The sequence below is a fragment of the Achromobacter pulmonis genome (genome assembly GCF_002885955.2).
Classification (GTDB): domain Bacteria; phylum Pseudomonadota; class Gammaproteobacteria; order Burkholderiales; family Burkholderiaceae_B; genus Achromobacter; species Achromobacter pulmonis_A.
The window spans coordinates 36,969-61,795 of record NZ_POQS01000008.1 but is presented as its reverse complement, the minus strand read 5'-3'; the positions used below and the strand labels follow the sequence as shown (position 1 = coordinate 61,795).

At 66.5% G+C, this 24,827-nt stretch carries 21 protein-coding genes, 1 tRNA gene and 1 pseudogene; 7 read left to right on the top strand and 16 right to left on the bottom strand.

What is annotated here, in order from left to right; all coding sequences use genetic code 11:
• Positions 1-23: 23 nt before the first annotated feature.
• From C1I89_RS26825 to C1I89_RS26810, 4 genes are all read right to left on the bottom strand, one after another.
• A complete protein-coding gene (locus tag C1I89_RS26825; RefSeq protein ID WP_102775433.1) occupies positions 24-1,016 on the bottom strand; it encodes a TRAP transporter substrate-binding protein in 993 nt (330 codons plus the stop codon).
• Between the two features lie 32 nt (positions 1,017-1,048).
• A complete protein-coding gene (locus C1I89_RS26820; RefSeq protein WP_102775432.1) occupies positions 1,049-2,320 on the bottom strand; it encodes a TRAP transporter large permease in 1,272 nt (423 codons plus the stop codon).
• Positions 2,317-2,802, bottom strand: a complete 486-nt coding sequence (locus C1I89_RS26815) for a TRAP transporter small permease (protein WP_258231547.1) — start codon at positions 2,800-2,802, stop codon at positions 2,317-2,319. The genes C1I89_RS26820 and C1I89_RS26815 overlap by 4 nt, the downstream gene beginning before the upstream one ends.
• A 231-nt stretch (positions 2,803-3,033) precedes the next feature.
• A complete protein-coding gene (locus C1I89_RS26810) occupies positions 3,034-3,969 on the bottom strand; it encodes a 3-hydroxyacyl-CoA dehydrogenase family protein (protein ID WP_102775430.1) in 936 nt (311 codons plus the stop codon).
• Between the two features lie 141 nt (positions 3,970-4,110).
• Here C1I89_RS26810 and C1I89_RS26805 point away from each other — a divergent pair, with 141 nt between their 5' ends.
• Positions 4,111-5,004, top strand: a complete 894-nt coding sequence (locus C1I89_RS26805; RefSeq protein ID WP_102775429.1) for a LysR family transcriptional regulator — start codon at positions 4,111-4,113, stop codon at positions 5,002-5,004.
• Positions 5,005-5,030: 26 nt separating this feature from the next.
• Here the strand turns inward: C1I89_RS26805 and C1I89_RS26800 are convergent, their stop codons facing one another.
• The 9 genes and pseudogenes from C1I89_RS26800 to mnmC (C1I89_RS26760) all read right to left on the bottom strand — a co-directional run bounded on the left by C1I89_RS26800 (position 5,031) and on the right by mnmC (C1I89_RS26760) (position 14,822).
• Positions 5,031-5,426 (bottom strand): type II toxin-antitoxin system VapC family toxin, encoded by a 396-nt coding sequence (locus C1I89_RS26800; RefSeq protein ID WP_102775428.1) that lies wholly within the window; start codon positions 5,424-5,426, stop codon positions 5,031-5,033.
• On the bottom strand, positions 5,423-5,662 hold the full coding sequence (locus C1I89_RS26795) for a type II toxin-antitoxin system Phd/YefM family antitoxin (RefSeq protein ID WP_102775642.1): 240 nt from the start codon (positions 5,660-5,662) through the stop codon (positions 5,423-5,425). Before C1I89_RS26795 ends, C1I89_RS26800 begins: the two co-directional genes overlap by 4 nt.
• A gap of 184 nt (positions 5,663-5,846) precedes the next feature.
• Positions 5,847-5,922, bottom strand: a tRNA-Lys gene (locus C1I89_RS26790).
• A gap of 64 nt (positions 5,923-5,986) precedes the next feature.
• A complete protein-coding gene (locus C1I89_RS26785) occupies positions 5,987-6,784 on the bottom strand; it encodes a MetQ/NlpA family ABC transporter substrate-binding protein (protein WP_102775427.1) in 798 nt (265 codons plus the stop codon).
• A 44-nt stretch (positions 6,785-6,828) separates the two neighbouring features.
• Complete coding sequence (locus tag C1I89_RS26780; RefSeq protein ID WP_102775426.1) at positions 6,829-7,482, bottom strand: methionine ABC transporter permease; 654 nt, start codon at positions 7,480-7,482, stop codon at positions 6,829-6,831.
• Positions 7,439-8,527: a methionine ABC transporter ATP-binding protein gene (locus C1I89_RS26775; RefSeq protein WP_102775425.1), complete on the bottom strand. Its 1,089-nt coding sequence runs from the start codon at positions 8,525-8,527 to the stop codon at positions 7,439-7,441. The genes C1I89_RS26780 and C1I89_RS26775 overlap by 44 nt, the downstream gene beginning before the upstream one ends.
• A 209-nt stretch (positions 8,528-8,736) precedes the next feature.
• On the bottom strand, positions 8,737-10,962 hold the full coding sequence (locus C1I89_RS26770; protein ID WP_102775424.1) for a glycoside hydrolase family 31 protein: 2,226 nt from the start codon (positions 10,960-10,962) through the stop codon (positions 8,737-8,739).
• A gap of 269 nt (positions 10,963-11,231) precedes the next feature.
• Positions 11,232-12,512, bottom strand: a pseudogene (gene mnmC / locus C1I89_RS26765) (FAD-dependent 5-carboxymethylaminomethyl-2-thiouridine(34) oxidoreductase MnmC); the annotation flags it as partial.
• Between the two features lie 438 nt (positions 12,513-12,950).
• Positions 12,951-14,822 (bottom strand): FAD-dependent 5-carboxymethylaminomethyl-2-thiouridine(34) oxidoreductase MnmC, encoded by a 1,872-nt coding sequence (gene mnmC, locus C1I89_RS26760; protein ID WP_102775423.1) that lies wholly within the window; start codon positions 14,820-14,822, stop codon positions 12,951-12,953.
• A 163-nt stretch (positions 14,823-14,985) separates the two neighbouring features.
• Here mnmC (C1I89_RS26760) and C1I89_RS26755 point away from each other — a divergent pair, with 163 nt between their 5' ends.
• Positions 14,986-15,861 (top strand): inositol monophosphatase family protein, encoded by an 876-nt coding sequence (locus C1I89_RS26755; RefSeq protein ID WP_102775422.1) that lies wholly within the window; start codon positions 14,986-14,988, stop codon positions 15,859-15,861.
• Here the strand turns inward: C1I89_RS26755 and C1I89_RS26750 are convergent.
• Entirely contained in the window at positions 15,858-17,555 is a 1,698-nt protein-coding gene (locus C1I89_RS26750) for a long-chain-fatty-acid--CoA ligase (RefSeq protein ID WP_181391061.1), read from the bottom strand. The genes C1I89_RS26755 and C1I89_RS26750 overlap by 4 nt on opposite strands.
• A 175-nt stretch (positions 17,556-17,730) precedes the next feature.
• Complete coding sequence (locus tag C1I89_RS26745; RefSeq protein ID WP_102770808.1) at positions 17,731-18,696, bottom strand: IS5 family transposase; 966 nt, start codon at positions 18,694-18,696, stop codon at positions 17,731-17,733.
• 137 nt (positions 18,697-18,833) lie between these two features.
• Between C1I89_RS26745 and C1I89_RS26740 the strand changes: the two genes are divergently transcribed.
• Positions 18,834-20,030, top strand: coding sequence for a M20 aminoacylase family protein (locus C1I89_RS26740; protein WP_102775420.1), 1,197 nt, complete (start codon positions 18,834-18,836; stop codon positions 20,028-20,030).
• 5 nt (positions 20,031-20,035) lie between these two features.
• On the opposite strand, the gene C1I89_RS26735 is transcribed toward C1I89_RS26740, so the two are convergent.
• On the bottom strand, positions 20,036-20,929 hold the full coding sequence (locus C1I89_RS26735; protein ID WP_102775419.1) for a LysR family transcriptional regulator: 894 nt from the start codon (positions 20,927-20,929) through the stop codon (positions 20,036-20,038).
• A 114-nt stretch (positions 20,930-21,043) separates the two neighbouring features.
• On the opposite strand from C1I89_RS26735, the gene C1I89_RS26730 reads away from it, so the two are divergent.
• The 4 genes from C1I89_RS26730 (at position 21,044) to pagP (ending at position 24,825) form a co-directional block, all read left to right on the top strand.
• Complete coding sequence (locus C1I89_RS26730; RefSeq protein WP_258231539.1) at positions 21,044-22,132, top strand: YeiH family protein; 1,089 nt, start codon at positions 21,044-21,046, stop codon at positions 22,130-22,132.
• A gap of 105 nt (positions 22,133-22,237) precedes the next feature.
• Positions 22,238-22,648, top strand: coding sequence for an acyl-CoA thioesterase (locus tag C1I89_RS26725; protein WP_102775418.1), 411 nt, complete (start codon positions 22,238-22,240; stop codon positions 22,646-22,648).
• 10 nt (positions 22,649-22,658) lie between these two features.
• On the top strand, positions 22,659-24,131 hold the full coding sequence (gene mgtE / locus C1I89_RS26720; protein WP_102775417.1) for a magnesium transporter: 1,473 nt from the start codon (positions 22,659-22,661) through the stop codon (positions 24,129-24,131).
• Positions 24,132-24,270: 139 nt separating this feature from the next.
• The gene (pagP, locus tag C1I89_RS26715) at positions 24,271-24,825 is read left to right on the top strand and encodes a lipid IV(A) palmitoyltransferase PagP (protein WP_102775416.1); all 555 of its coding nucleotides are present in this window, start codon (positions 24,271-24,273) and stop codon (positions 24,823-24,825) included.
• Positions 24,826-24,827 lie beyond the last annotated feature (2 nt).

Sequence of the window (24,827 nt, the reverse complement as noted above, 5' to 3'; positions counted from 1 at the left end):
CCGTTTAAGGGTTGAACCGCGGCTTACTTTCCGGCCTTTTGCTTGGCTGCCATCAGCGCATCATAAAGCTGCTGGCCGTCGGGCGCCTCGCCGATCAGCTTTTTCGCGACCGGCTCCGTCGCCTTCGCCAGCGAAGGCAGGTCGGAGGGATACACCACCGTCACCCCGCGTTCGGCCATGGTTTTCATACCGTCGTCATAAACCTTCTTGTAATAGTCCCGCGCATAGGCCATGGCTTCGTCGGCGGCTTCCCTGATCATCTTCTGTTCATCCGGCGAAAAAGAATCCCAGCGGGTCTTGGACATGATGAGCAGCGCGGGATGGATATTCACGTGCGTCATGTTGAAGTACTTCGACACCTCGATGAACTTGTCGGACACGAATTGGTCTGGCGTGGTCTCGCCGCCATCGATGACCTTCTGCTGCAAGGCCAGGTACAGCTCCGAATAAGCCATGGGCGTAGGCTGCGCGCCCAGCGCCTTGTAGCTTTCCACGTAGCCCGGAGACTGGATAACGCGGATCTTCATGCCTTTCAGGTCGGCCGCGGAATTGACCGCCCGATTGCCGAAAACATTGCGCTCGATCGCCGAGAACCAGCCCAGGCCGACCAGGCCGTACTTGGGCAGGATGTCGAGAAACTTGTCGCCCACCGGTCCGCTCAGGATTTCGTTGGCCTGTTGCACGTTGTCGAACAGGAACGGCACGTCGAAAACCAGGTATTCCTTGACCACGTTGTTCAGCGCCGGCTGGCCAGTGACGAACAGGTCGGTGGCGCCGGCCACCGCCCCCTGGATCATGGTGAGTTCGCCTCCGAGCTGCGAATGCGGAAACACCGTGATGTTGATCTTGCCCTTGGACTTCTCTTTCAGGATGTCGGCGAACTTCTGCGTGCCGACGTGGAACGGACTGTCCGTGGTCAGCGTATGGCCCACGTCCATGTTCAGCGCATAGGAAGGCGAGGCCAGCATCAGCGCGCCCAGTATGCCCGCGCCGATCATTTTCTTGAATGCTTGCATTTTTTTCCTCCGGATTTTCTAGTTCTGATTGCCTACAAGAACGCCGTACTGAGAGCGGGCACGTAAGAGATGATCAGGATGTCCACCGCCAGCACCGCAAGAAAGATGACCAGGTAGCGCGCCAGCTGGTGCATCCGCAATTGCGCGACCTCGCACACCACGAACAGGTTGACGCCCACCGGCGGCGTGACCATGCCGACCGCCAGGTTGGTGATCACGATCATGCCGAAATGGACCGGATCGATGCCGAAGCTCGCGCTGATGGGCGCCAGGATGGGCACGATGATCAGGATGGCGGCCAGCGCCTCGATAAACATGCCGACCACGAACAGCATGGCGTTGACCAGCAGCAGGAACACGACGGGACTGGAGGTGACCGAACCCAGCATGGCGGCCACGCGCTGCGGCACCTGGTTGATCGTCAACAGGTAGGCGAACACCGCCGCGAAAGCCACGATCAGCAGGATGATCGCGGACATCACCGCCGCACGCCCGAATATGCCCAGCAGATCCCTGGGCGCGATCTCCTTGTAGACGAACATCCCCAGCGCCAGGCCGTAGAGCACGGCGATACAGGAGGCTTCGGTGGGCGTGAACAGGCCGCCGTAGATGCCGCCCAGGATGATGACGGGCATCATCAGCGCCAGCGTGGCGTCGCGCAGGGCGACCAGCACGCCCTTGATCCATTGCGACAGGCTGACCGGACGCACCTCGTCGCAGCCCTTGACGCTGGCGACCACGCAGACCGTAAGAATCAGCGACACGGCGATCAGCAGGCCGGGCAGAATGCCGGCGATGAACAGCGCGCCAACCGAGACGTTGGCGGTCAGTGCGTAGACGATCATCGGGATCGAGGGCGGAATGATGGCCCCCAGCTCGCCGGACGAGGCCGCGATCGAGGCGGCGAATGCCCGCGGATAACCCTTCTTCTCCATTTCGGGAATCAGAACCGACCCGATCGCGGCGGTCGTGGCCGACGACGAGCCCGACACCGTGGCGAACAGCAACGACGTCAATACCGCCACCGCGCCCAGCCCTCCCCTGATCCAGCCCACCACGGCGTTGGCCAGCTGGACCAGGCGGCGCGCGACGCCTCCCGACTGCATCAGATGCCCCGCCAGGATGAAGAACGGCACGGCCATCAGGCTGAACGAATCCAGCGACTGGAACGCCATCTGCACCACGATCAGCAACGAACGGTCGCCCGACTGCAGGGCCATCGCGGCCGACAGACCCAGCGCCGTCATGATGGGCGCGCCGATCAGCATGATCGCGAAAAACGACAAGCCAAGGACGGCGATCATAGTGCCCCCTCGATACTGTTCTTGATTTCCATGGCCTCCGCCATTTCCGCCGACTCCGAGGACTGCGCCTGCACGTTCAGCAGTTCCCTGACGGCGTTGGTGAGGGTGTTGGCGCACATGAGCACGCAGCCGACGGCCATCAGCGCATAGACGTAGGTCATGGGCAGTTCCATCGCCGGCGACCACTGCTTCAGACCGAGTTCGATCAGCCTGGCGGACTTCCACACCAGCAGCAACGCCAGCACCAGGGTCAGCAGATGCGACAGCAGCCGCAGCCAGCGGGCGACGGATTCCGGCACCATGCTGACGAACACGTCCACGCCGATCAGGCGCAGATGATAGGCCGCCACCGCGCCGCCGATGAAAACGCTGCCCACCATCAAGTAGCGAGCAAGCTCCTCGGCCCAGGGCGCGGACAGCGGAATGCCCGTGTAGGTGTAAAGCAGCCGGGCGAACACCGAAACCGAAATGGCCACGATCATGCCTAGCAAAAAAAGCCCGGCGCATTTTTCGGCAACATTGTTCACGGATGTCATGAAGCGCTGCAGCGCCAGAAACCTCTGGTGCGAGGGGGAGCGGCCAGTCATGATGTGCCCCCTGCTTTTCTGTCTCGTTTCATTACCCCTCCTCCTCGCTTTGAAGCGAAATCTGCATTGCAGATCGTGTTATCGGCGCTATTTTTTTATTTACCGCGAGCGTTCGGACTGAACAATTTACTGGCCGGCCTCTTCCTCCTGGAGAATGCGCGCGGCCTTGATCAGGGCGGCTTCGTAGCGTTTCTGCTCCACGGCCACCTGCTCGGGCGTCCATTGATAGAAACCGCGCAGCGACGCCGACTTCACCCCCACGTTGCCGTCGGCCACCAGCTTGCGCATATGGGCGCTCGGTTCCTGGTCGGTGCGCAGGTAGGGATACATGGTGGTCGCCGCAGCGCAATGGATATCGATTCCGGCCAGGTCTTTCTGCAGCAGCGGACCGGCCGCGATATAGCGGAAACCGAAGCCGTAACGCACCGCGGCGTCGACGTCCTCGGCCGAGGCGAAATCCTCTTCGACCAGCGCAATCGCTTCGCGCATCAAGGCATGCTGGATACGGTTTGCCAGGAATCCCGGAATATCGCGCTTGACCCGGATCGGCTTCTTGCCGACGGCGCGCATGATCTCGCTGACGCGCGCGGCCGTCGCCTCGTCGGAAACCTCGCTGCGGATCACCTCGACGGCCGGCACCAGGTGGGCCGGCATGAAAAAATGCAGGCCCAGCATGCGCTGCTGCGTCGCCAGGCCGGCACCGATCCGGCTGATCGGAAAACTGGACGAATTGCTGGTCAAGGGAGTCGGGGCCGGACACAGCGCCTCGAGTTCGGCGAATACCGCCTGCTTGAGCGCGAGGTCCTCGAATACGCATTCGATGACGATATCCACGCCCACCCAATCGACCTGAGCAAGCGCGCCATATACGGCCGGCGCGCTCACGGCGCCATCGGCACCCAGCGCGCGCGCGGCCGCATCCACCTTTCCGGGCGCCGCCAGCCGCGCCGATGCGTCGCTCTCGACCACGTGCGCGGCCCAGCCAGCCACGCTGAACATGGCCGCGACCGCGCACCCCATGGTCCCTCCTCCCACCACAACAACCTTATTGACGCTGCTCATTTTTTTCCTGCCTGCAGGTTCGGTTAAGTGCTGGATCACAATGTACCGACATGCGTACGATTGGTAAAATTCAAATAAGCGAATAGAGTTTTTAAAAAAACCGATAGTTCAAGCTATCGGCTCCACCGACGGAGTCAGGCCATGCTGGGTGATCTCAAGCAGCTACGCGCGTTTCTCGCCATCGCCCGCCTGGGCAACTTCACCCGGGCCGCCTACGAACTCAATATCTCCCAATCGGCGCTGACCATACAGATCCAGCAGCTGGAATCGCATCTGTGCACACAGCTTTTCGACCGCAACCGCCGCTGCGTCAACCTGACGCCGCAAGGTCTGGAGCTGTTCCCCCGGATCGAGCGCCTGGTGAGCGACATCGAAGACCTGGTCACCCACGCGCGCGACACCAGTGACCCCGACCGCGGCGCCGTCACCGTGGCCGCCCTGCCCTCGCTGGCCGCGAGCGTGCTGCCCCACGCCATCCGCAGGCTCAACCGCGACTATCCGCGCATCACCGTCCGCATCCGCGACACGGTCGCCTCGCGCCTTACCTTCATGATCCGCAACGGCGAGGTCGATTTCGGCGTGGGCAGCCCGGTCAAGCGCGACCCTGAACTGGTCTGGGAGAAATTGATGACCGACCGCTTCTGCGCGTTCGTCTCGCCGGACTATCCGTGGACCACCCAAGACACGGTCACGCTCAGCGACCTGGCGGGCCCGCCGCTGATCCTGCCTGTCAGAGAAAGCAGCATCCGCATGCATATCGAGGCGGCCGCCGACAAAAAGAAAATACTGCTGCCTGCCGCCTACGAGGCGGTCTACAACTCGACGATCATGGCGATGGCGGCCGAAGGCCTGGGCGTGGCCATACTGTCCGAACTGGTGGTGCGCGGCGGCGACACCAGCCGCCTGCGCCGCATCTCCATCGACAACCCGCCGCTGTATCGCGATATCGGCATCCTGCGGCGCGCCGGCAGGTCCCTGTCGCGACCGGCCGAATTGCTCATGAGCACATTAAGAGAAGTCGCGGGCAAGGATTGATACGGCGCGCCCTAATGGAGGTTGCCTCACCAGATAGTCTGAACGTGGGGGTAACCACGAATCTTCATATCAGCAGAGATCAGAGGGGCCGAATGACGCCGCGCCGTGGCCACGATGATGCGGTCCGCCGGGTCCTTGTGAAACTCTCCGGGCAGCTGGACAGATTGGATCGAAATGCCGACATCCACCGGAACGAACCGGATTGCGCGCACCTGGGCGACCGTATCCAGCCAGGCCTCGGCCTCCATGGTCAAAGCCAGACGCCCGGCCTTGGCCAGCATCGCCACTTCCCAAGCGCTGATGGCCGAGACCAGGATTTCGCCATCCTGGGCCTCTGCCTCGATGGCGTCGCGCGCGGCGCGGCTAAGCTGCGGATCGCCCGCCGCCCACCAGATCAGCACATGGGTGTCCAATACGATCATTGCGCTGCCTCCCACGCATCGTCGCCGACGGGAGACAAGGGATCATCGAACCGCAAAACGGACCCGCGCAACACCTCGAGCGGGTCCCGTTGCGGAGCCGCCCGATAGGGCCGGATTTCCAGCGCGGGCTTGCCGTGGTCGGTTACGACAATGGGCTCGCCCGTCGCTTCGACCTGCCGGAAAAGCTCCAGCGCCCGGGCCTTGAACTCGGTTTTCGACACATGCAGGGTCGACATGACGGCCTCCCATGGATGGATGATGCAGTTCATCTTATCAAAAATGACCATTAAAAATAGTCATTTCATGGATGGCGGGCTAGGCTGCGCTGTCGTTCACTACAGGCGAAAAAAAAGCACCGCGATTGCTCGCAAGTGCTTGATTCTCTTCTGCCTTCTTCTGCCTTCCTAAAAAAGGAAGGGGTGGTGGGTTGAGCGAGACTCGAACTCGCGACCAACGGATTAAAAGTCCGCTGCTCTACCGACTGAGCTATCAACCCGACCGAAGCCAGACATTATGGCGTGTTACGGGAAGTTTGTCAAAAAAATCCCGACTTGCCGTGCTTACCAGGCCGCGACCACGGCGCCCTTGTACTTGGTCTCGATGAATTGCTTCACGGCCGGGCTGTGGTAGACGCTGACCAGCTTGGCGAATTCGGGACGGTCCTTGTCCTTTTCGCGCACCACCAGCACGTTGGCGTACGGCGAGTCGGGCGATTCCTGGGCGATGGCGTCCTTGGCCGGGTTCAGGCCGGCTTCCAGGGCGAAGTTGGTGTTCACGGCCGAGGCGTCGGTGTCGTCCAGCGAGCGCGGCAGCTGGGCGGCGTCCAGTTCGATGAAGCGCAGCTTCTTGGGGTTTTCGACCACGTCGATCGGGGTCGCTTTCAGGCCAACGTCGGGGCGCAGCTTGATCAGGCCGTTGGCCTGCAGCAGCAACAGGGCGCGGCCGCCGTTGGTGGGATCGTTGGGCAGCGCGAAGCGGGCGCCCTCCTTCAGCTCGGACAGCGATTTGATTTTCTTGCTGTAGATGCCGATGGGGAAGATCACGGTCTTGGCGATGCTGACCAGCTTGTAGCCGCGGTCGGCGTTGGCGTTGTCCAGGTAGGGCTGGTGCTGGTAGCTGTTGGCGTCGAGGTCGCCCGAGGCCAGGGCCACGTTGGGCTGCACGTAGTCGGAGAATTCGATGACTTCGATCTTCAGGCCCTGCTTGGCGGCTTCCTGCTTGACCACGTCGAAGATCTGGGCGTGCGGGCCGGCGGTCACGCCGATTTTCAGCGGCTTGTCCTGGGCCAGCGCGGGCTGGGCGAATACGGCGGCGCCCAGGGCGAACGCGGCCAGCGACTTCAAAACCTTGATGCTCATGTTGCGTGTATCCCGAATATCGGAAGTGGGGGGAAGAAAATCGCTCAGCGGTGCGAGATGCGGCGCACGTAGCGGTCGCCCAGGCTCTGCACCACCTGGACCAGCACGATCAGCACGATGACGACCGCGGCCATCACGTCGGACTGGAAACGCTGGTAGCCGTAGCGGATGGCCAGGTCGCCCAGGCCGCCGCCGCCGATGGCGCCGGCCATCGCGGAATAGCCGATCAGGCTGACGATGGTGACCACGGTGGCGGCCACCAGGCCGGGCAGGGATTCGGGCAGCAGCACCTTGAGGATGATCTGCATGGGCGAGGCGCCCATGGCGCGCGCCGCGGTGATCAGGCCCGGATCGACCTCGCGCATGGCGTTCTCGGCGATGCGGGCCATGAACGGGATGGCGGCGACCGACAGGGGCACGATGGCGGCGGTGGTGCCGATCGAGGTCTGGGCCACGAAGCGCGTGAACGGGATGATGGCGACCATCAGGATGACGAAGGGCACCGAGCGCGTGGCATTGATGATGGCGCCCAGCACGTGGTTGACGGACTGGTTTTCCAGCATGTTGCCGCGGGCCGTCACGGTCAGGACCACGCCCAGCGGAATGCCGACCACCACCGCGATGGCGCTGGCCACGCCCACCATCAGGAGGGTGTCAAGCAGCGACGTAATAAGCAGGTCGATCAGTTGCGGGCTCATGGGCGATTTCTTCTACGGAGATGTCACGGGCGGTCAGGGCGGCGATGGCGTCCTTGACCGCGGCGGGCGCGCCCTGGGCCAGCACGAACATCGTGCCCACGGCCACGCCCTGGATGTCTTCGACACGGGCCTGGATCAGGTCCACGTCGAGCGAATGCTGCTTGGTCAGGTCGGACAGGAACGACCCGGATGCGTCGTTGCCGGTCAGCGACAGGCGCAGCAGGCGCAGCGCCTGGTCCGGCTTGGCCGCGGCCAGCGTCTCGATGCGCTGCCTGACCGCCGCCAGCGTGGCGTCGGTCAGTTCGGAAGCGGTGGCGGCCGAGACCATGGCGCGGGTCACTTCATGGCGCGGCTGCGCGAACACTTCGCGCGTGCTGCCCATCTCGACCACTTCGCCCTGCGACAGCACGGCCACGCGGTCGCAGACTTCGCGCACCACTTCCATCTGGTGCGTGATCATGACCACGGTCACGCCGGTCTTGCGGTTGATGTCGCGCAGCAGGGCCAGGATGTTGTGCGTGGTTTCCGGGTCCAGCGCCGAGGTGGCCTCGTCGCTCAGCAGCACGTCGGGGTTGTTGGCCAGGGCGCGGGCGATGCCGACGCGCTGCTTCTGGCCGCCGCTGATCTGGCTGGGATAGCGGTCGCGCAGATGCTCCAGGCCGACCAGCGCCAGCAGGCGCTCGACGCGCGCCGGGATCTCGGCCTTGTCCACGCCGGCGATTTCCAGCGGCAGCGCCACGTTGCCGTACACCGTGCGGCGCGACAGCAGGTTGAAGCCCTGGAACACCATGCCGATGCGGCGGCGCTGGGCGCGCAGCTGCGCCTCGGACAGGCCGGTCAGGGGCTGGCCGCCGATGGCGATCGAACCTTCGTTGGGCCGCTCCAGCAGGTTGATGCACTGGACCAGCGTGCTTTTGCCGGCCCCGCTGGGGCCGATGATGCCGAAGACCTCGCCCTGCGCGATGTGCAGGTTGATGCCCCGCAGCGCCTGGAATTGTCCATGCGGCGTGGCATAGGTCTTGGATAGGTTCTCGATGTGAATCATGGCAAGCGATTTTGTATCTTCTCTCTTCTAAAGAGAACGACCGTTTTTTCCATTTTTTATAACTTTAAGTAATATAAAGGCCCGAATCCGCGCTTGCCGGCCCTGCGGCAAGTGTCCTTCATAAAGGCGGAAATGGGCAGCCGGGAAGGAATGTCCTCCTGACTGCCCATCTGCTTTCCGGACCGCCTCCGTGGAGGCGGGCCCCGCGATCAACGTGCGCGCGAGATGCGGACCTCGGCGCCGCGGCGCTTGACTTCCAGCCCCTCGGACGGGGAAATGCGCAGGCCTTCCAGACCCTTGATGTAGCTGGAGCCCTGCATCTGCATCACGCGGATCTTGTTGCGCATGACGACCGGATTGTGCACCGGCATGCCGAACATCCAGACCTCGTCGAGGATACGGGCCGAGTTGAACTCGCCCGTATGCTGCGCGGCCGGTCCCAGACAGAGCATGTGCCCCTCGCGGCCGAACACCGGGAACTGGCCGAAGTCGCAATCCATGGTCCAGGTGGTGCCGCCTTCGTAGCGGTGCCCGGTGTTCAGGTCCCACCAGGCCTCGCCCTTGGGCAGGTATACGCGGACCTGCTTGCCGGGCTCGGTCACAGGGGCCACCAGCAGCGCCGGGCCGAGCAGGTATTGCAGGTCCCAGTCGTGGGCATGGGGATCGTTGGGGAACGACATGGCCATGGAGCGCTGCACCGGCAGGCCGGTGCGCGCCGAATCCTCGATGGCGCCCAGCACGTAGGGCACCAGGCGGTAGCGCCATTGCAGCCAGGTCTTGGCGTGCCCCAGGATCTCTTCGCCGAAGTCCCAGGGCATCAGGCCTGCCACGCCCTGGAACGAGAAGTTGGACGAAAACACGCCGGCGGTCAGCCAGCGCAAATAGAGTTCGGGCGTCATGCCGGCGCGGTCGCGCGAGGCCGAGCCGATGCCGTGCACCTGCACCGGCACGCCGCTGGCGCCGATGGACAAGGCGGTGCGCAGGGTATGGCGCAGGCCTTCCCAGCTGTTCTCGACCTGCGGCCCCACCTGCCACGGCAGGCGCTGCGCGGCCGGGAACAGGTCGGCGCTGGGCACCACGCCCTCGGGCGGGACCTTGAGGCCGGCGACCGCGTCGAACAGCGCGCGGCGCACCAGGAGCGGGTACATGCTGCGCAGCGCCGGGCCGGTTTCGCCGTTGCGGGCGCTCACGCCGTCGGGAATGGCGATCTGGGCATCGCACGCGGGCGCGTCCAGGCCGTCTTCGACCAGCTGGCGATGGCGCTCCACCCACAGGTTATAGATGTCGCGGTAGGTCAGGTCCAGCAGGCCGTAGGGCTGCCCCGAGGTGGCGGCGTTGCCGTCGAACACCTGGGCCGAGCCGTCGTCCCTGGTCAGCAGCCAGCCGCGGTCTTCCAGTTCCTCGAACAAGGGGCTGGTCTTGAGCACGCCGGGAAAACCGGAGGCCGCGACGTGCACGTTGTGCTTGTGGAAGAGCGCCAGCATCTGCTTGGCGTCCGGGAAGCGCTGGGCGTCCCATTCGAATACGGTCTTGTCCGCCTGGAAGCCCCAGGCCGCCGGCTGCGCCAGCGTCACGGCGTCGACCGGGATCTGGTTCTCGCGCATGCGCGCCACCAGCGCCACGGTCTCGGTCGGCATTTCGCCCGAGGCCTGCTGCAGCCACGCGCCCATCGCCCACAGCGAGGGCTGGCCGGCGCGGCCGGTCAGCGCGGTGTACTGGTTGAGGATTTCGCCCGGCTCGCCGACGAACAGGAACAGGTCGAGGACGGCGTCGTCCAGCGTCAGCACGTAGGCGGAATCGGCCGGCGCGACGCCGACCGAGTGTTCGACGCGGCGCATGGAATTCACATAGAGGCCCCAGCCGCGCGGGCTCCAGGCCAGCGGCAGCGCGCGGTGCTCCGGATCGTCGGACACCACGGACTCTTCGCGGCGGTTCAGGTCTCCGGGAGTTTCGCCCAGGCCGTACACGCGCTCGTCGGCCTGCAGCGTGAAGCCGGCCGTCCAGACGGCGTCTTCGGCCTGGTCCAGCGCGTTGTGCCCGAACGCGGGCGTATGCGCGGAGACCTCGGATTCCAGCACGCGCTCTTCGTTGCGGTAGAGCGCCACGCGCACGGGGTTGGACAGCAGCTCCAGCACCACGTCGCCCTGGGCGATGCGCCAGCCGTCGCCGTCGTCGCGCGGGGCGACGGTGGCTTCACCCACCGCTTCCTGGCGCGCGAGCAGCATCTCCGCCACGGCGCGGGCGCGCGCAGTGGGCTTGTCATCGGTAAGGTGATTCGCCTCGCCGCAGCGCAGGCGGAACACACCAGGCGCATGCGCCTCGACTACCAGGTGCAACCCATCGCCCGCGTCGAAATCTATGCGACTGGGACGGGACGTCAGCAGCTCGACGGTATCGAGCTGGGTAGTATGGGCAAAGTCGAACTTGGGCGGCACAGAGCATCCCCCGGCTTAAGCCAAAAACCATCAAAAGACGCTATTTTGACGGATTTGGGCTTTGAAATAAACTCGGTCCCTCTTTTGGACGGCCATATCGTCCAAAAAAGGGGTCTAAAGCCCCCGGTCATCGCCCACGGGCGGAATGCCTGCCGGGCCCTCGACGCGCCGGGTGTGGCACCAATTCCGGCCCAATTGGCGTCAAATCCTGGCAATTCCAGCATTCTACGCCACCGTCCCCGTGCGCCCCGCCCTGCGTCCCGACTTTTTCAGCGCGGCGCCACCAGCCTGGCCAGGTCGGTCTCCAGCGGCGCGGGTTCGCCCTGCAACCGGGCGCCGATCAAGTCGCCCATTAGCGCCGACCACGACAGCCCCCGCGAGGCATAGCCCACGGCCAGCCACAGGCCGGGCGCCTGGGGCAGTTCGCCCACCGCCGGCAGGCGGCCGGGCAGCACCGCCCGCCATCCCGCCCAGCCCGGCAGGCTGCCCGGCTCCAGGGCCTGGAACGCCGCGGGCACGCTGCCCAGCAGGCCCGCGGCCTTGTCCAGCGTGACGCGCTGGCCCTCGGCGCTCACCCGGGCCTCGGCGGCGCCATGCACATAAGTACTGCCGGCCACGCAGCCCGCGCCGGTGTCCGGCAGCAGATAGCCTTCGCCGCCGACGATGCAGCGCGGTCCGCCCGCCAGCGCCGCGGCCGGCACCAGCGTGACCTCCCCGGCCAGCGCATGCATCTGCGCCAACCGTGGCAGCGGCTCCAGCAGTCCGCTGGCCGCCAGCACGCCCTGCGCCCCCGCCGCATTGGCCAGGATCACGGTATCGGCCTGCGCCAGTTCGGCGCCGGCTGCGTCCAGCACGCGCCAGCCCTGCCCGGCCCGCTCGACCCGCGCCGCCGCGCCGGGTTGGACCGTGACGCCGGGCGTGGCCAGCAGGGCTTCTATCAGCCGCCCGGGCTGCACCAGCATGCCCTGCGCGAAAAACACGCCGCCGCGCGCCAGCGGCAGGCCGGCCAGCTGGCTGGCCTCGTCGCGGTCGACCTGGCGCACCCATTGCGCCGGAAACGCCAGCGCCTCCAGGGTGCCGGCCATCGCCGCGGACCGGCCGGCGTCGCGTTCGAGCTGGACGGTGCCGCAGACCCGCGGGGCGGCGTCCCCCGCCAGGCCCAGCCAGCGCGCCTGCGCCCGCTGGCTGCCGGCGCGCGACAGGCGCGCCCGCGCATTGTCGTCGCGCGCCAGCACCGGGGTCAGCGCCGCGGCGACGTGCCCGGCATGCGCGGGCGCGCCCTGCGCGCGGCCGGCGTCGACCACGGTCACGCGCCAACCGCGCAGGCCCAGCGCCTGGGCGATGCCCGCGCCCGCCAGGCCGGCGCCCACCACCACGGCGTGGCGGTGGGCCACGGGACGCAGCCCGGCGGCCACCGCGCCTTCCCGCGCGGCCTCGCCCGCCGTCATATGCCATTTGCCGCCGTAGCCCGGGGCGCGGCGCACGTTGAAGCCCGCTTCCTGCAAGGCGCGGCGCAGCTCGCCGGTGCAGGCCCAGGTGGCCACCGTGGCNAAGGTGATTCGCCTCGCCGCAGCGCAGGCGGAACACACCAGGCGCATGCGCCTCGACTACCAGGTGCAACCCATCGCCCGCGTCGAAATCTATGCGACTGGGACGGGACGTCAGCAGCTCGACGGTATCGAGCTGGGTAGTATGGGCAAAGTCGAACTTGGGCGGCACAGAGCATCCCCCGGCTTAAGCCAAAAACCATCAAAAGACGCTATTTTGACGGATTTGGGCTTTGAAATAAACTCGGTCCCTCTTTTGGACGGCCATATCGTCCAAAAAAGGGGTCTAAAGCCCCCGGTCATCGCCCACGGGCGGAATGCCTGCCGGGCCCTCGACGCGCCGGGTGTGGCACCAATTCCGGCCCAATTGGCGTCAAATCCTGGCAATTCCAGCATTCTACGCCACCGTCCCCGTGCGCCCCGCCCTGCGTCCCGACTTTTTCAGCGCGGCGCCACCAGCCTGGCCAGGTCGGTCTCCAGCGGCGCGGGTTCGCCCTGCAACCGGGCGCCGATCAAGTCGCCCATTAGCGCCGACCACGACAGCCCCCGCGAGGCATAGCCCACGGCCAGCCACAGGCCGGGCGCCTGGGGCAGTTCGCCCACCGCCGGCAGGCGGCCGGGCAGCACCGCCCGCCATCCCGCCCAGCCCGGCAGGCTGCCCGGCTCCAGGGCCTGGAACGCCGCGGGCACGCTGCCCAGCAGGCCCGCGGCCTTGTCCAGCGTGACGCGCTGGCCCTCGGCGCTCACCCGGGCCTCGGCGGCGCCATGCACATAAGTACTGCCGGCCACGCAGCCCGCGCCGGTGTCCGGCAGCAGATAGCCTTCGCCGCCGACGATGCAGCGCGGTCCGCCCGCCAGCGCCGCGGCCGGCACCAGCGTGACCTCCCCGGCCAGCGCATGCATCTGCGCCAACCGTGGCAGCGGCTCCAGCAGTCCGCTGGCCGCCAGCACGCCCTGCGCCCCCGCCGCATTGGCCAGGATCACGGTATCGGCCTGCGCCAGTTCGGCGCCGGCTGCGTCCAGCACGCGCCAGCCCTGCCCGGCCCGCTCGACCCGCGCCGCCGCGCCGGGTTGGACCGTGACGCCGGGCGTGGCCAGCAGGGCTTCTATCAGCCGCCCGGGCTGCACCAGCATGCCCTGCGCGAAAAACACGCCGCCGCGCGCCAGCGGCAGGCCGGCCAGCTGGCTGGCCTCGTCGCGGTCGACCTGGCGCACCCATTGCGCCGGAAACGCCAGCGCCTCCAGGGTGCCGGCCATCGCCGCGGACCGGCCGGCGTCGCGTTCGAGCTGGACGGTGCCGCAGACCCGCGGGGCGGCGTCCCCCGCCAGGCCCAGCCAGCGCGCCTGCGCCCGCTGGCTGCCGGCGCGCGACAGGCGCGCCCGCGCATTGTCGTCGCGCGCCAGCACCGGGGTCAGCGCCGCGGCGACGTGCCCGGCATGCGCGGGCGCGCCCTGCGCGCGGCCGGCGTCGACCACGGTCACGCGCCAACCGCGCAGGCCCAGCGCCTGGGCGATGCCCGCGCCCGCCAGGCCGGCGCCCACCACCACGGCGTGGCGGTGGGCCACGGGACGCAGCCCGGCGGCCACCGCGCCTTCCCGCGCGGCCTCGCCCGCCGTCATATGCCATTTGCCGCCGTAGCCCGGGGCGCGGCGCACGTTGAAGCCCGCTTCCTGCAAGGCGCGGCGCAGCTCGCCGGTGCAGGCCCAGGTGGCCACCGTGGCGTCCGGCGCGGCCAGCGCCGCCAGATCGCGCAGCAGCGGCGGTGCCCACATGCGGGGATTGCGCTCGGGCGCGAAGCCGTCCAGGAAAAACGCGTCCACCCGCGCGCTCAACCGGGGCGCCAGCGCCTGCGCCTCGCCGAAGCCCAGCGTCAGCGTGACGGCCCCGCCTTCGAATTCCAGGCGGTGCAGTCCGGGCAGCAGCTCCGGCCAGCGATCGGCGAGCCGCCGCCCCAGGCCGGCCAGCGGTTCGGGCGCGTAGCGCTCCAGCAGGGCCGCCAGGTCGGCGCGCGCAAAGGGGTGTCCTTCTATGGCGAGCACGTGCAGGGCGGCCGGACGCTGGGGGTCCTCGCGCCAGGCGCGCCACAGCGCCAGGAAATTCAGTCCCAGCCCGAAGCCGGTTTCACAGACCGTGAAGGCGCCGCGGCCGCGCCATCGCCCGGGCAGCCCGTTGCCGCGCAGGAACACGTGTTCGGCCTGCCCGAGCGCGCCGGAGGGCGAATGGTAGACGTCGCCATAGGCGGGGCTGAACAGCCTGCCTTCGGCGTCGAACTCGGCCACGGCGGGAATCAGGGGGGAATAGGTAACGGACATTGGGTGCGGCGGAAACAAACAGTATCGGGCCAAGCCCGGAAATTCGGGATAAACGCAAATTATCGGCGGACCGCGGTCCATACGTTGGGCGAAAGCCACGCGGCGGCGCGGTTTCGGGCCGCTTGCCACCGATTTGACTCATACATGGGCTTACACTCGATTCATGGATACTTACGATCAGCCCCGTTCGCTGGCCTCGCCCATCGACCTGTGCGCCGCGATCGACGCGGCCGTCACAGCCTCGCATGCCGGCGCCGCCATCCTGCAATCCTACGCGCATCACCGCAGCGACCTGGTGATCGACCGCAAGGCGCGCAACGATCTGGTATCCCAGGCGGACCGCGAGGCCGAAGCCGCCATCATCGAGCAACTGCAAGCCCGCACGCCCCAGTTCGGCATCGTCGCCGAGGAAACCGGGGGCAAGCCGCAGGGCGACGCCACCTGGTACATCGACCCGCTGGACGGCACCACCAATTTCCTGCACGGCATTCCGCACTACGCCGTGTCGATCGCGCTGGTGGCCCACGCCGGCACCGCGGTCTCGGCCACCGAAACGCTGGAACAGGACACCCCCGTGGCCGGCGCGGTCTACGACCCGCAGCGCGAAGAGCTCTTCACCGCGGTCTACGGGCTGGGGGCCTGGCTCAACGGCCGGCGCATCCAGTGCTCGCGCACCCAGACCATCGAGGACGCGGTGCTGGCCACCGGCTTCCCGTTCCGCGACTTTTCATTCGCCGCGCAGTACATGCCCATGCTGCACGACGCCATCAACCGCTCGCGCGGCGTGCGCCGCATGGGCGCGGCCGCCCTGGACCTGGCCTGGACCGCCTGCGGCCGCTACGACGGCTATTGGGAAATGGGGCTGGCGCCCTGGGACGTGGCTGCGGGCACGCTCATCGTGCGCGAGGCCGGCGGCGCCTGCTCGGACATGCATCGGCAGGACCCCTGGCCCATCGGCGGGCGCGTCGTGGCCGGCAACCGCGCCGTCGAGCGCGCCCTGCACGAGATGATCGCGCCGCACCTCGGCGCCGCCGCCTAGGCGGCCTTGCCCGGGTCCGACGCCGGCGCATCGGGCCGCAGTTCGCGGCGCAGGATCTTGCCCACGTTGCTCTTGGGCAGTTCGTCGCGGAATTCCACGAAGCGCGGACGCTTGTAGCCGGTGAGCCGTTCGCGGCACCATTCCTGGATCTGGGCCTCGGTAAGAGACGGGTCCTTTTTCACCACGAACACCTTGACGGCCTCGCCGGAATGCTCGTCCGGCACGCCTATGGCCGCGCACTCCAGCACGCCCGGATGCTGCGCCACGGCGGCCTCGACTTCGTTCGGATAGACCTTGAAGCCCGACACCGCGATCATGTCCTTCTTGCGGTCGACGATGCGGGTATAGCCCTGCTCGTCCATGATGCCGATGTCGCCGGTGCGGAAATAGCCGTCGGCCGTCATGGACTGGCGGGTTTCCTCGGGCTTCTGCCAATACCCCAGCATGACCTGGGGACCGCGGATGCAGACTTCGCCGCGCTCGCCCAGCGGCACCTCGCGGCCCTCGTCGTCCAGGATGGCCACGTCGGTCGACGGCAGCGGCAGGCCGATGGAGCCGGAGTACTCGGTCGCGTTGGTGGGATTGACGGTGGCCACCGGGGAGGTCTCGGACAGGCCGTAGCCTTCGACCAGCGGCCGGCCCGTGATTTTCAGCCAGCGCTCGGCCACCTGGCGCTGCACCGCCATGCCGCCGCCCAGCGTCAGGCGCAGCGCGGAGAAGTCCAGGCGGGCGAAATCCTCGTTGTGCGCCAGCGCGTTGAACAGCGTATTGACGCCCGGAAAAATGTTGATGGGCGTCTTGCGCCACGCGTTGATCAGCGAAGGCTGGTCGCGCGGATTGATGATGAGCACGTTGCGCATGCCGGCGTACAGGCCATACAGCCCGCAGACCGTCATCGCGAACACATGGTAGAGCGGCAGCGCGCTGATGATGGTGAGCTGCTGGCCGGCGAGGTCGTGCACCACGGGCTGGGCCACGGCCTCGGTCTGCAGCACGTTGGCCGTCAGGTTGCGGTGCGACAGCATGGCGCCCTTGGGCACGCCGGTGGTGCCGCCGGTGTACTGCAGCACCGCCACGTCGTCCATGGACAGGACCGGCGGCTTGAAGGACAGCTTCGCGCCGTCGCTCAGCACCCGCGGCAGTTCGTGGGCGCCGTCGATGCGCCAGGCGGGCACCAGCTTCTTGATATGGCGGGCGACCAGGTTCACCAGCGGCGCCTTCAGGCCGCCGAGCAGGTCGCCGGGGCCGGTCACGACGATGTGCTTGAGCTGCCCGCGGTCGGTCACGCGCTCCAGCGTATGCGCGAAGTTCTCCAGGATGACGATGGCCGAGGCGCCGCTGTCGAGCAGCTGGCGCTGCAGTTCTTCGGCGGTGTAGAGGGGATTGACGTTGACCACGACCAGGCCGGCGCGCAGCGTGCCCAGCATGCTGACCAGATAGGCGGGCACGTTGGGCATCATCAGCGCCACGCGCGCGCCCTTGGGCAGGCCCAGGCTTTGCAGCCAGGCCGCGAATGCGCGGGCATGGGCGTCCAGTTGCGCGTACGTGATGTCGCTGCCCATCGCGGTGCACGCGATGCGGGAGGCATACTGTTTGCAGGCCCGGTCCAGCAGGTCGGTCAGAGAGGAATACCCCTCGGTCGAGATCTCCGCCGGAACGCCTTGCGGGTAATGGGCAAGCCACGGACGCGTCATGGTAGTTGTCTCCATTAAGGAAGGTCTGAAGAACTCGATTTCAAACATCCAAAAATCGACCTCATGACCAAAGTATTCAAAAATGGTTAAAAACTGCTCAAATCATCGCCACTTTCGGGTTGTTTGCACCCCGATCAGGCCCGTTTTCGGGCCTGTTGGCGCTTTTTGGGCGCACTTACCCTGCCACCGCCGTCAACGGGCGGCGTGCCATCCAGATATTGGACAGCGTAAACAACATTTTCAAATGCGCAGTGTTCTTGGCCAGTCCACGGAATCTGACTTTACGAAACCCGAATTGGCATTTGATGACACGAAACGGATGCTCAACCTTGGCTCGAAGACTGGATTTGGCCCGCTCAATGTTTTGCGTCAAACGATCAATTGCGCTGTTACCCAAGGCGCGCCGTTTGCCGGGGCGCATGGCAATGTGCCAGGTTACGTCACGCCCTTGGTGCTCGGGTCGTTTGTCTACGCCTTGATAACCGGCATCGCCAAAAGCCAACGTTTCTTCACCATGCAGCAACGCAGCCGCCTGAGTAACATCATGCTCATTGGCAGCGGTGCCCACCACCGTGTGGACCAGCCCGCTGTGAAGATCAACCCCAATGTGGGCCTTCATCCCAAAGTGCCACTGGTTTCCCTTTTTGGTCTGATGCATCTCGGGGTCCCGCGTGCCGCTGGCGTTCTTGGTCGAGCTGGGTGCATCGATAATTGTGGCGTCCACAATGGTGCCTTTGCGCACCTGAATGCCTTGATCCTGCAACAGCAGGTTGACCGCCTCAAGCGCTTGGTCGGCAATGTTGTGCTGCTCGAGCAGATGACGGAAGTTCAAAATGGTGGTCTCGTCCGGCACACGACCTCCAGGCAGTTTGGCAAACTGGCGCATCGAAAAGCTGTCGTACAGCGTCTCTTCCATGGCCGGGTCCGACAGCGAAAACCACAGTTGCATGAAGTAGATGCGCAGCATCGTTTCCAGCGGATACGGTGGACGACCGATGCCCGGTTTGGGGTAATGCGGATCGACCAGATCGGCAAAGAGCTTCCACGGCACCGCACGCTCCATCTTGGCCAGAAACTTCTCACGGCGCGTTTTCTTGCGTTTGCCAACGTACTCGGCTTCGGAAAAACTCAACTGGCTCATCGGGTTCACTCGGATCGGACTGTTTTCAATAACTTATATTCTGACAGGTTCGTTGGACTTGTTCAGAGGTTCCTTAAATCGATTTTTGATTGATGATAACCTTGTTGCGTTCCCATATTCCGCCCGAGTGCAATGCCATGAAACTGCTCGAACCCATCGTCGCGTGGCACCGCGATATTTCCACGATCCGGCGCGACATCCACGCCCATCCCGAACTGGCTTTCGAGGAGTTCCGCACGGCCGACGTGGTCGCCGCGAAACTGCAGGAATGGGGCATCGAAATCCATCGCGGGCTGGGCGGCACGGGCGTGGTCGGCATCATCCGCGGCAACCTGCCGGGCGAACGCGCCGTGGGCCTGCGCGCCGACATGGACGCGCTGCCCATGCAGGAGGTCAACACCTTCGCGCACGCCAGCAAGCACGAGGGCAAGATGCACGCCTGCGGCCACGACGGCCACACCGCCATGCTGCTGGCCGCGGCGCGCTACCTGTCGCAGCACCGCGACTACGCCGGCACCGTCTACGTGATCTTCCAGCCGGCCGAGGAAGGCGGCGGCGGCGCCAAGCGCATGATCGACGACGGCCTGTTCACGCGCTTCCCCATGGAAGCCGTGTTCGGCATGCATAACTGGCCCGGCATGAAGCCCGGCCAGTTCGGCCTGACCCCCGGCCCCATCATGGCTTCCAGCAACGAGTTCTCCATCGTCGTCAAGGGCAAGGGCTCGCACGCCGGCATGCCCAACCTGGGCATAGACCCGGTCATGGCGGCCGTGCAGCTGGCCCAGTCGCTGCAGACCATCATCACGCGCAACCGCAATCCGCTGGACGCCGCGGTGCTCAGCATCACCCAGATCCATGCCGGCAGCGCCGACAACGTGGTGCCCAACCATGCCGAATTGCGCGGCACCGTGCGCACGTTCACGCTGGAGACGCTGGACCTGATCGAACGCCGTATGGAAGAGATCGCGCGCCATACCTGCGCGGCCATGGACTGCGAAATGGAATTCACATTCCAGCGCAACTATCCGCCCACCATCAACCACCCCGCCGAGGCCGAATTCTGTGCCGAGGTGCTGCGCGACATCGTCGGCGAGGACAACGTCAACGACCACGTGCAGCCGACCATGGGCGCGGAAGACTTCGCCTTCATGCTGCAGGAGCTGCCGGGCTGCTATGTCTGGATCGGCAATGGTACCGGCGAGCACCGCGACAGCGGCCACGGCCTGGGCCCGTGCATGCTGCACAACGGCAGCTACGATTTCAACGACGAGCTGCTGCCGCTGGGCGGCACCTACTGGGTCCAGCTGGCGCTCAAGCGCCTGGCCAAGGCCTAGTTCCGTTACACCGTTTCGGGCGCGCCGACCGCCAGGCACATCGCCAGGAAACGTTCGGCCGCCCGCGCCGCCGCGTCCGCGTGCGGTACCAGGATGCTCAGGGTCCGCGTCAGCGGCCGCGGCAACAGGCGCAGGGCCGCCAGCGCCCCGTCCTCGTGGCGCATCGACATGACCGACACGAAGCCCACGCCCAGGCCCGCGCGCACCGCCTGCTTCACGCCTTCCACCCCGGCCAGTTCCAGGCCCACCGACGGCGCCAGCCCGGCGTCCGAAAACGCGCGCTCCACCAGCCGGCGCACGCCCGAACCGGGTTCGCGCATGACCAGCGCCGAAGCGGCCAGGTCGCGCAGGGTCACCGCCCCCTTGCCCGCCAGCGCGTGGTCCGCCCGCACGATGGCCACCACTTCGTCCTGCCGCCAGGCGTGCACCGCCGTGTCCGCCGGCAGGCCCGTCGGCACGTCGCCCTCGATGAAGGCCAGGTCCAGGGCCGGCAGGCGCTCGACGATTTCGCGGGTGTTGCCGTCGGACAGATGCAGGCTGACCGAGGGAAAGGCGCGGCGGAAGTCCGCCACCAGGCTGGGCAACAGATAACTGGCCGGCGTGGTGCTGGCGCCCAGGCGCAGGGCGCCGGTTTCCAGGCCGCGCCAGGATTCGCGCACGGCCTGCGCCTGGCGGTACACCTGGCGCAGTTGCCGGGCCTGTTCGGCCAGGCGCTCGCCGGCCTCGGTCAGGACGATGCCATGCCCGCTCCGGCGGTACAGGGGCTCGCCGAACCATTCCTGCAACATGCGCAGCTGGCCCGACACCGCGGGCTGGGACAGGTTCAGCACCAGGGCGGCGCGGCTGATGTTGCCGGTATCGGCCACCGAGGCGAAGGTAAGCAGCTGGTCCGGAGTCATGGCGGGCTAATTATCAGTTAATCCGATATTACATATTCAAAATAACAATTTTTCAAATAACAGGCCAGCCCCTAATATTTCGTCTAGTTATTTAGATATGTACCAGGTCCAACCATGAGCAATTCCTCCAGCACCGCCGCCGCCCCCCTGCCCGCCACGCCGCCGGTGTCCGCGGCCGCCGCGGCCACGCCCTGGCGCGACAAGCTCAACGGCGTGCTGTTCGTCGGCCTGATGTCGGCCGCGGTCATGCAGCTGGCCGACCTGCCCGCCATCCGCCAGCTGGGCTTTTCGCCCCTGGTGGTGGGCATCGTCTGCGGCATGCTGTATGGCAACTTCCTGCGCGGCACCATGCCGGCCGACTGGGGCGTGGGCGTCAATTTCACCGCNNCCCGCCGCCTGCTGCGCATCGCCGTGGCCTTCTACGGCCTGAACATCAGCATCCAGCAGATCGCGGCCGTCGGCCTGCCGGGGCTGGCCGTTTCGGTGGCGGTGGTGCTGAGCACCCTGCTGATCGGCACCGTGGCCGGCCAGCGCCTGCTGGGCCTGGACCGCGACACCGCCATGCTGACCGCCGCCGGCAGCGCCATCTGCGGCGCCGCCGCCGTGCTGGCCTTCGAGCCCACGCTGCGGGCCGCGCCGCACAAGAGCGCGGTGGCCGTCGCCACGGTGGTGCTGTTCGGCACGCTGTCCATGTTCCTGTACCCGGTGTTCTACCACGCGGGCTGGCTGAGCTTCGACACCCAGGCGCTGGGCATCTATATCGGCGGCACCATCCACGAAGTGGCGCAGGTCGTCGGCGCGGCCAGCAACGTCGACCCCGCCACCACCGAAGTCGCCACCATCGTCAAGATGACGCGCGTCGCCCTGCTGGTGCCGGTCCTGCTGGTGCTGGGCATGTACCTGCGCAGCGCGGCCTCGCACGCCGGCGGCCAGGCCAAGGGCGCCAAGCTGCCGATCCCCTGGTTCGCGGTCGGCTTCCTGGTGCTGGCCATCGTCAATTCGCTGAACGTCATTCCCGCCGACATCGTGGCCGCCATCCGCCGCCTGGACGTGTTCGCGCTGACCATGGCCATGACGGCGCTCGGCATCGAAACCCGCTTCGCCCAGATCCGCAAGGCCGGCCCGCGCGTGATGGCGCTGGGCCTGATCCTGTACGTGTGGCTGCTGGCCGGCGGCTACGCCATCGTCAAGCTGGCCTACTGATGCGCGCCCGCCGCGGCTGCTTGCCGCGGCGGGCCTTGCGCACGCACGCGGCAGTCGCATTTTTCCTGCATAATCGGCTGGTTCTCTTGCAGCGGAGTCAGCCGCATGGCCTCCAGCCACAAAACCCCTACCACGACCTTGCCCGCCGACCGCGACGCGGTGTTGCGCGTCATGCCGATGCCGGCGGACGCCAATATCCACGGGGACGTTTTCGGCGGCTGGATCATGTCGCAGGTCGACATCGCCGGCTCCATCCCCGCCGCGCGGCGCGCCGCCGGACGCGTGGCCACCGTGGCGGTCAACGCCTTCCAGTTCAAGCAGCCCGTGTTCGTGGGCGACCTGCTCAGCTTCTACGCCTCCATCATCAAAACCGGCACCACCTCGATCACGGTGTCGGTCGAGGTCTACGCGGAACGCCAGCGCCTGGACGCCGAGATCGTCAAGGTCACCGAAGCCACGCTGACCTACGTCGCCACCGACGAAGCGCGGCGCGGCCGCCCCCTCCCCACCCTTTGAGCCGTAACGCATGACGCAGTCCGCCGCCGCGCAGAAACCGCCCGCGACGCCCCGCCGCCTCGACCCGGAAGACGCCCAGCACGCCCTGGCCGAAGTGCAGGAGCGCCTGCGCCGCCAGCAGCTGGTCGCCGACCTCGTGCATCGCCAGGAAGAAGGCGACTCGAAGGCCTCGCTGGTCGAAGACCTGGTCCACCGCCAGCACGAAGCCGAACTCAAGACGCTGCTGGACGGGCTGCATCCGGCCGACATCGCCTTCATCCTCGAATCGCTGCCCAAGGACGAGCGCCAGGCGATCTGGGCGCTGGTCAGCCCGGAGCACGACGCCGACGTGCTGCTGGAAGTCGAAGACTGGGTGCGCGAATCGCTGATCGAAGCGATGGACCGCCAGGACCTGGTGGCCGCCACCGGCAGCATGGACGCCGACGAGCTGGCCGACCTGGCGCCCGACTTGCCGCCGGACGTGGTGGCCGAAGTCCAGAAGGGCCTGACCGAAGAAGAACGCGCGCAGCTGCTGGAAGCCATGGGCTATCCGGAAGACAGCGTGGGCGCGATCATGGACTTCGAAATGGTCCGCGTGCGCGAGGACGTGACGCTGGAGGTCGTGCTGCGCTACCTGCGCCGCCTGCACGAGCTGCCGGACCACACCGACCAGATCTTCGTGGTCGACCGCCAGGACAAGCTGCAAGGCATCCTGCCGCTGTCGCGCCTGCTGGTCAGCGAGCCCGAGACCGAGGTGCGCGCGGTCATGAACTCGGATTTCCTGACGCTGAATCCGCTGGATTCCGACGCGGACGCCGCCGGCGCGTTCGAACGCTACGATCTGGTGTCCGCCCCCGTGATGGACGACCAGGGCCGGCTGATCGGCCGCGTCACCATCGCCGACGTGGTGGACGTGATGCGCGAGGACTCCCAGGAACAGGCGCTGTCGCGCGCCGGTCTGCAGGAAGAAGACATCTTCGCGCCGGTCGCCACCGCCTTGCGCAACCGCGCGCCGTGGCTGCTGTTCAATCTCTGTACCGCGGCTACGGCTTCGTTCGTGGCCTCGCAGTTCGAAGGCACGGTCAGCCAGATCGTCATCCTGGCCTTCCTGATGTCCATCGTGGCCGGCATCGGCGGCAACTCCGGCAACCAGACCATGACGCTCATCATCCGGGCGCTGGCCATGGGCCGCATCACCGGACGCAACCTGTGGCAGCTGGTCAAGCGCGAGCTCTTCGTGACCCTGCTGGTGGGGCTGTGCGGCAGCGTGGTGGCCGCGCTGTTCGCCTGGGCGATCTCGCACTCGGTGTCGATCGCGCTGGTGATGATGGCCGCCATGATCTGCAACATGCTGGTCGGCGCCTCGGTCGGCGTGCTGGTGCCGATGGTGCGCGCCCGCTTCGGCAAGGACCCGGCGATGGGCTCCTCGGTGCTGCTGACCTTCGCCACCGACTCGCTGGGCTTTTTCATCTTCCTCGGCCTGGCGACCATCTTCCTCCTGTAGCCTGCCTGCAACACATTGCGGCGCCCGTCCTCCTGGCTCTCCCAGGGGGACGGCGTTCTTGACAGCTAGCTGACAGGGATAGCGGCGGTCATTCCATTACAGTAATGGGATTGTCATATCCATCCCATCAGCGCCCGCAATGACCGCCAGACTCCGGGCAGCGCTCCTCTGTCTGCTGCTCTCCTTCTTCGCCTCCGCCGCCCAAGCCTGTGACAGCATGCCCTCGTGGGCGCAATCGGCCTGCAACCGCCTGGACCAGATCTGGTCGGAAGGCGGCAACGATCTCTACCTGACCGGCTATTCGTGGCATAACCGCGCCACCTACAGCAAAGAGAAGATCGACAGCTTCAACGAACTGGCCTGGGGCGGCGGCTACGGGCGCAGCATCTACGACGAAGACGGCGACTGGCAGGGTCTGTACGCCATGGCCTTCCTGGATTCGCACAGCAAGATCGAGCCCATCGCCGGCTACGGCTTCCTGAAGATCGGCCAGGTCAGCGAGAACTTCCGCCTGGGCGCGGGCTATACCGTGTTCCTGACGGCGCGCAGCGACATCATGAGCTACGTGCCTTTCCCCGGCATCCTGCCGCTGGTGAGCGCGGGCTACAAGGACGCCATGCTTTACGCGACCTACATCCCGGGCTCCAGCGGCGCGGGCAACGTGCTGTTCATGTTCGGCCGCTGGCAGTTCTGAAG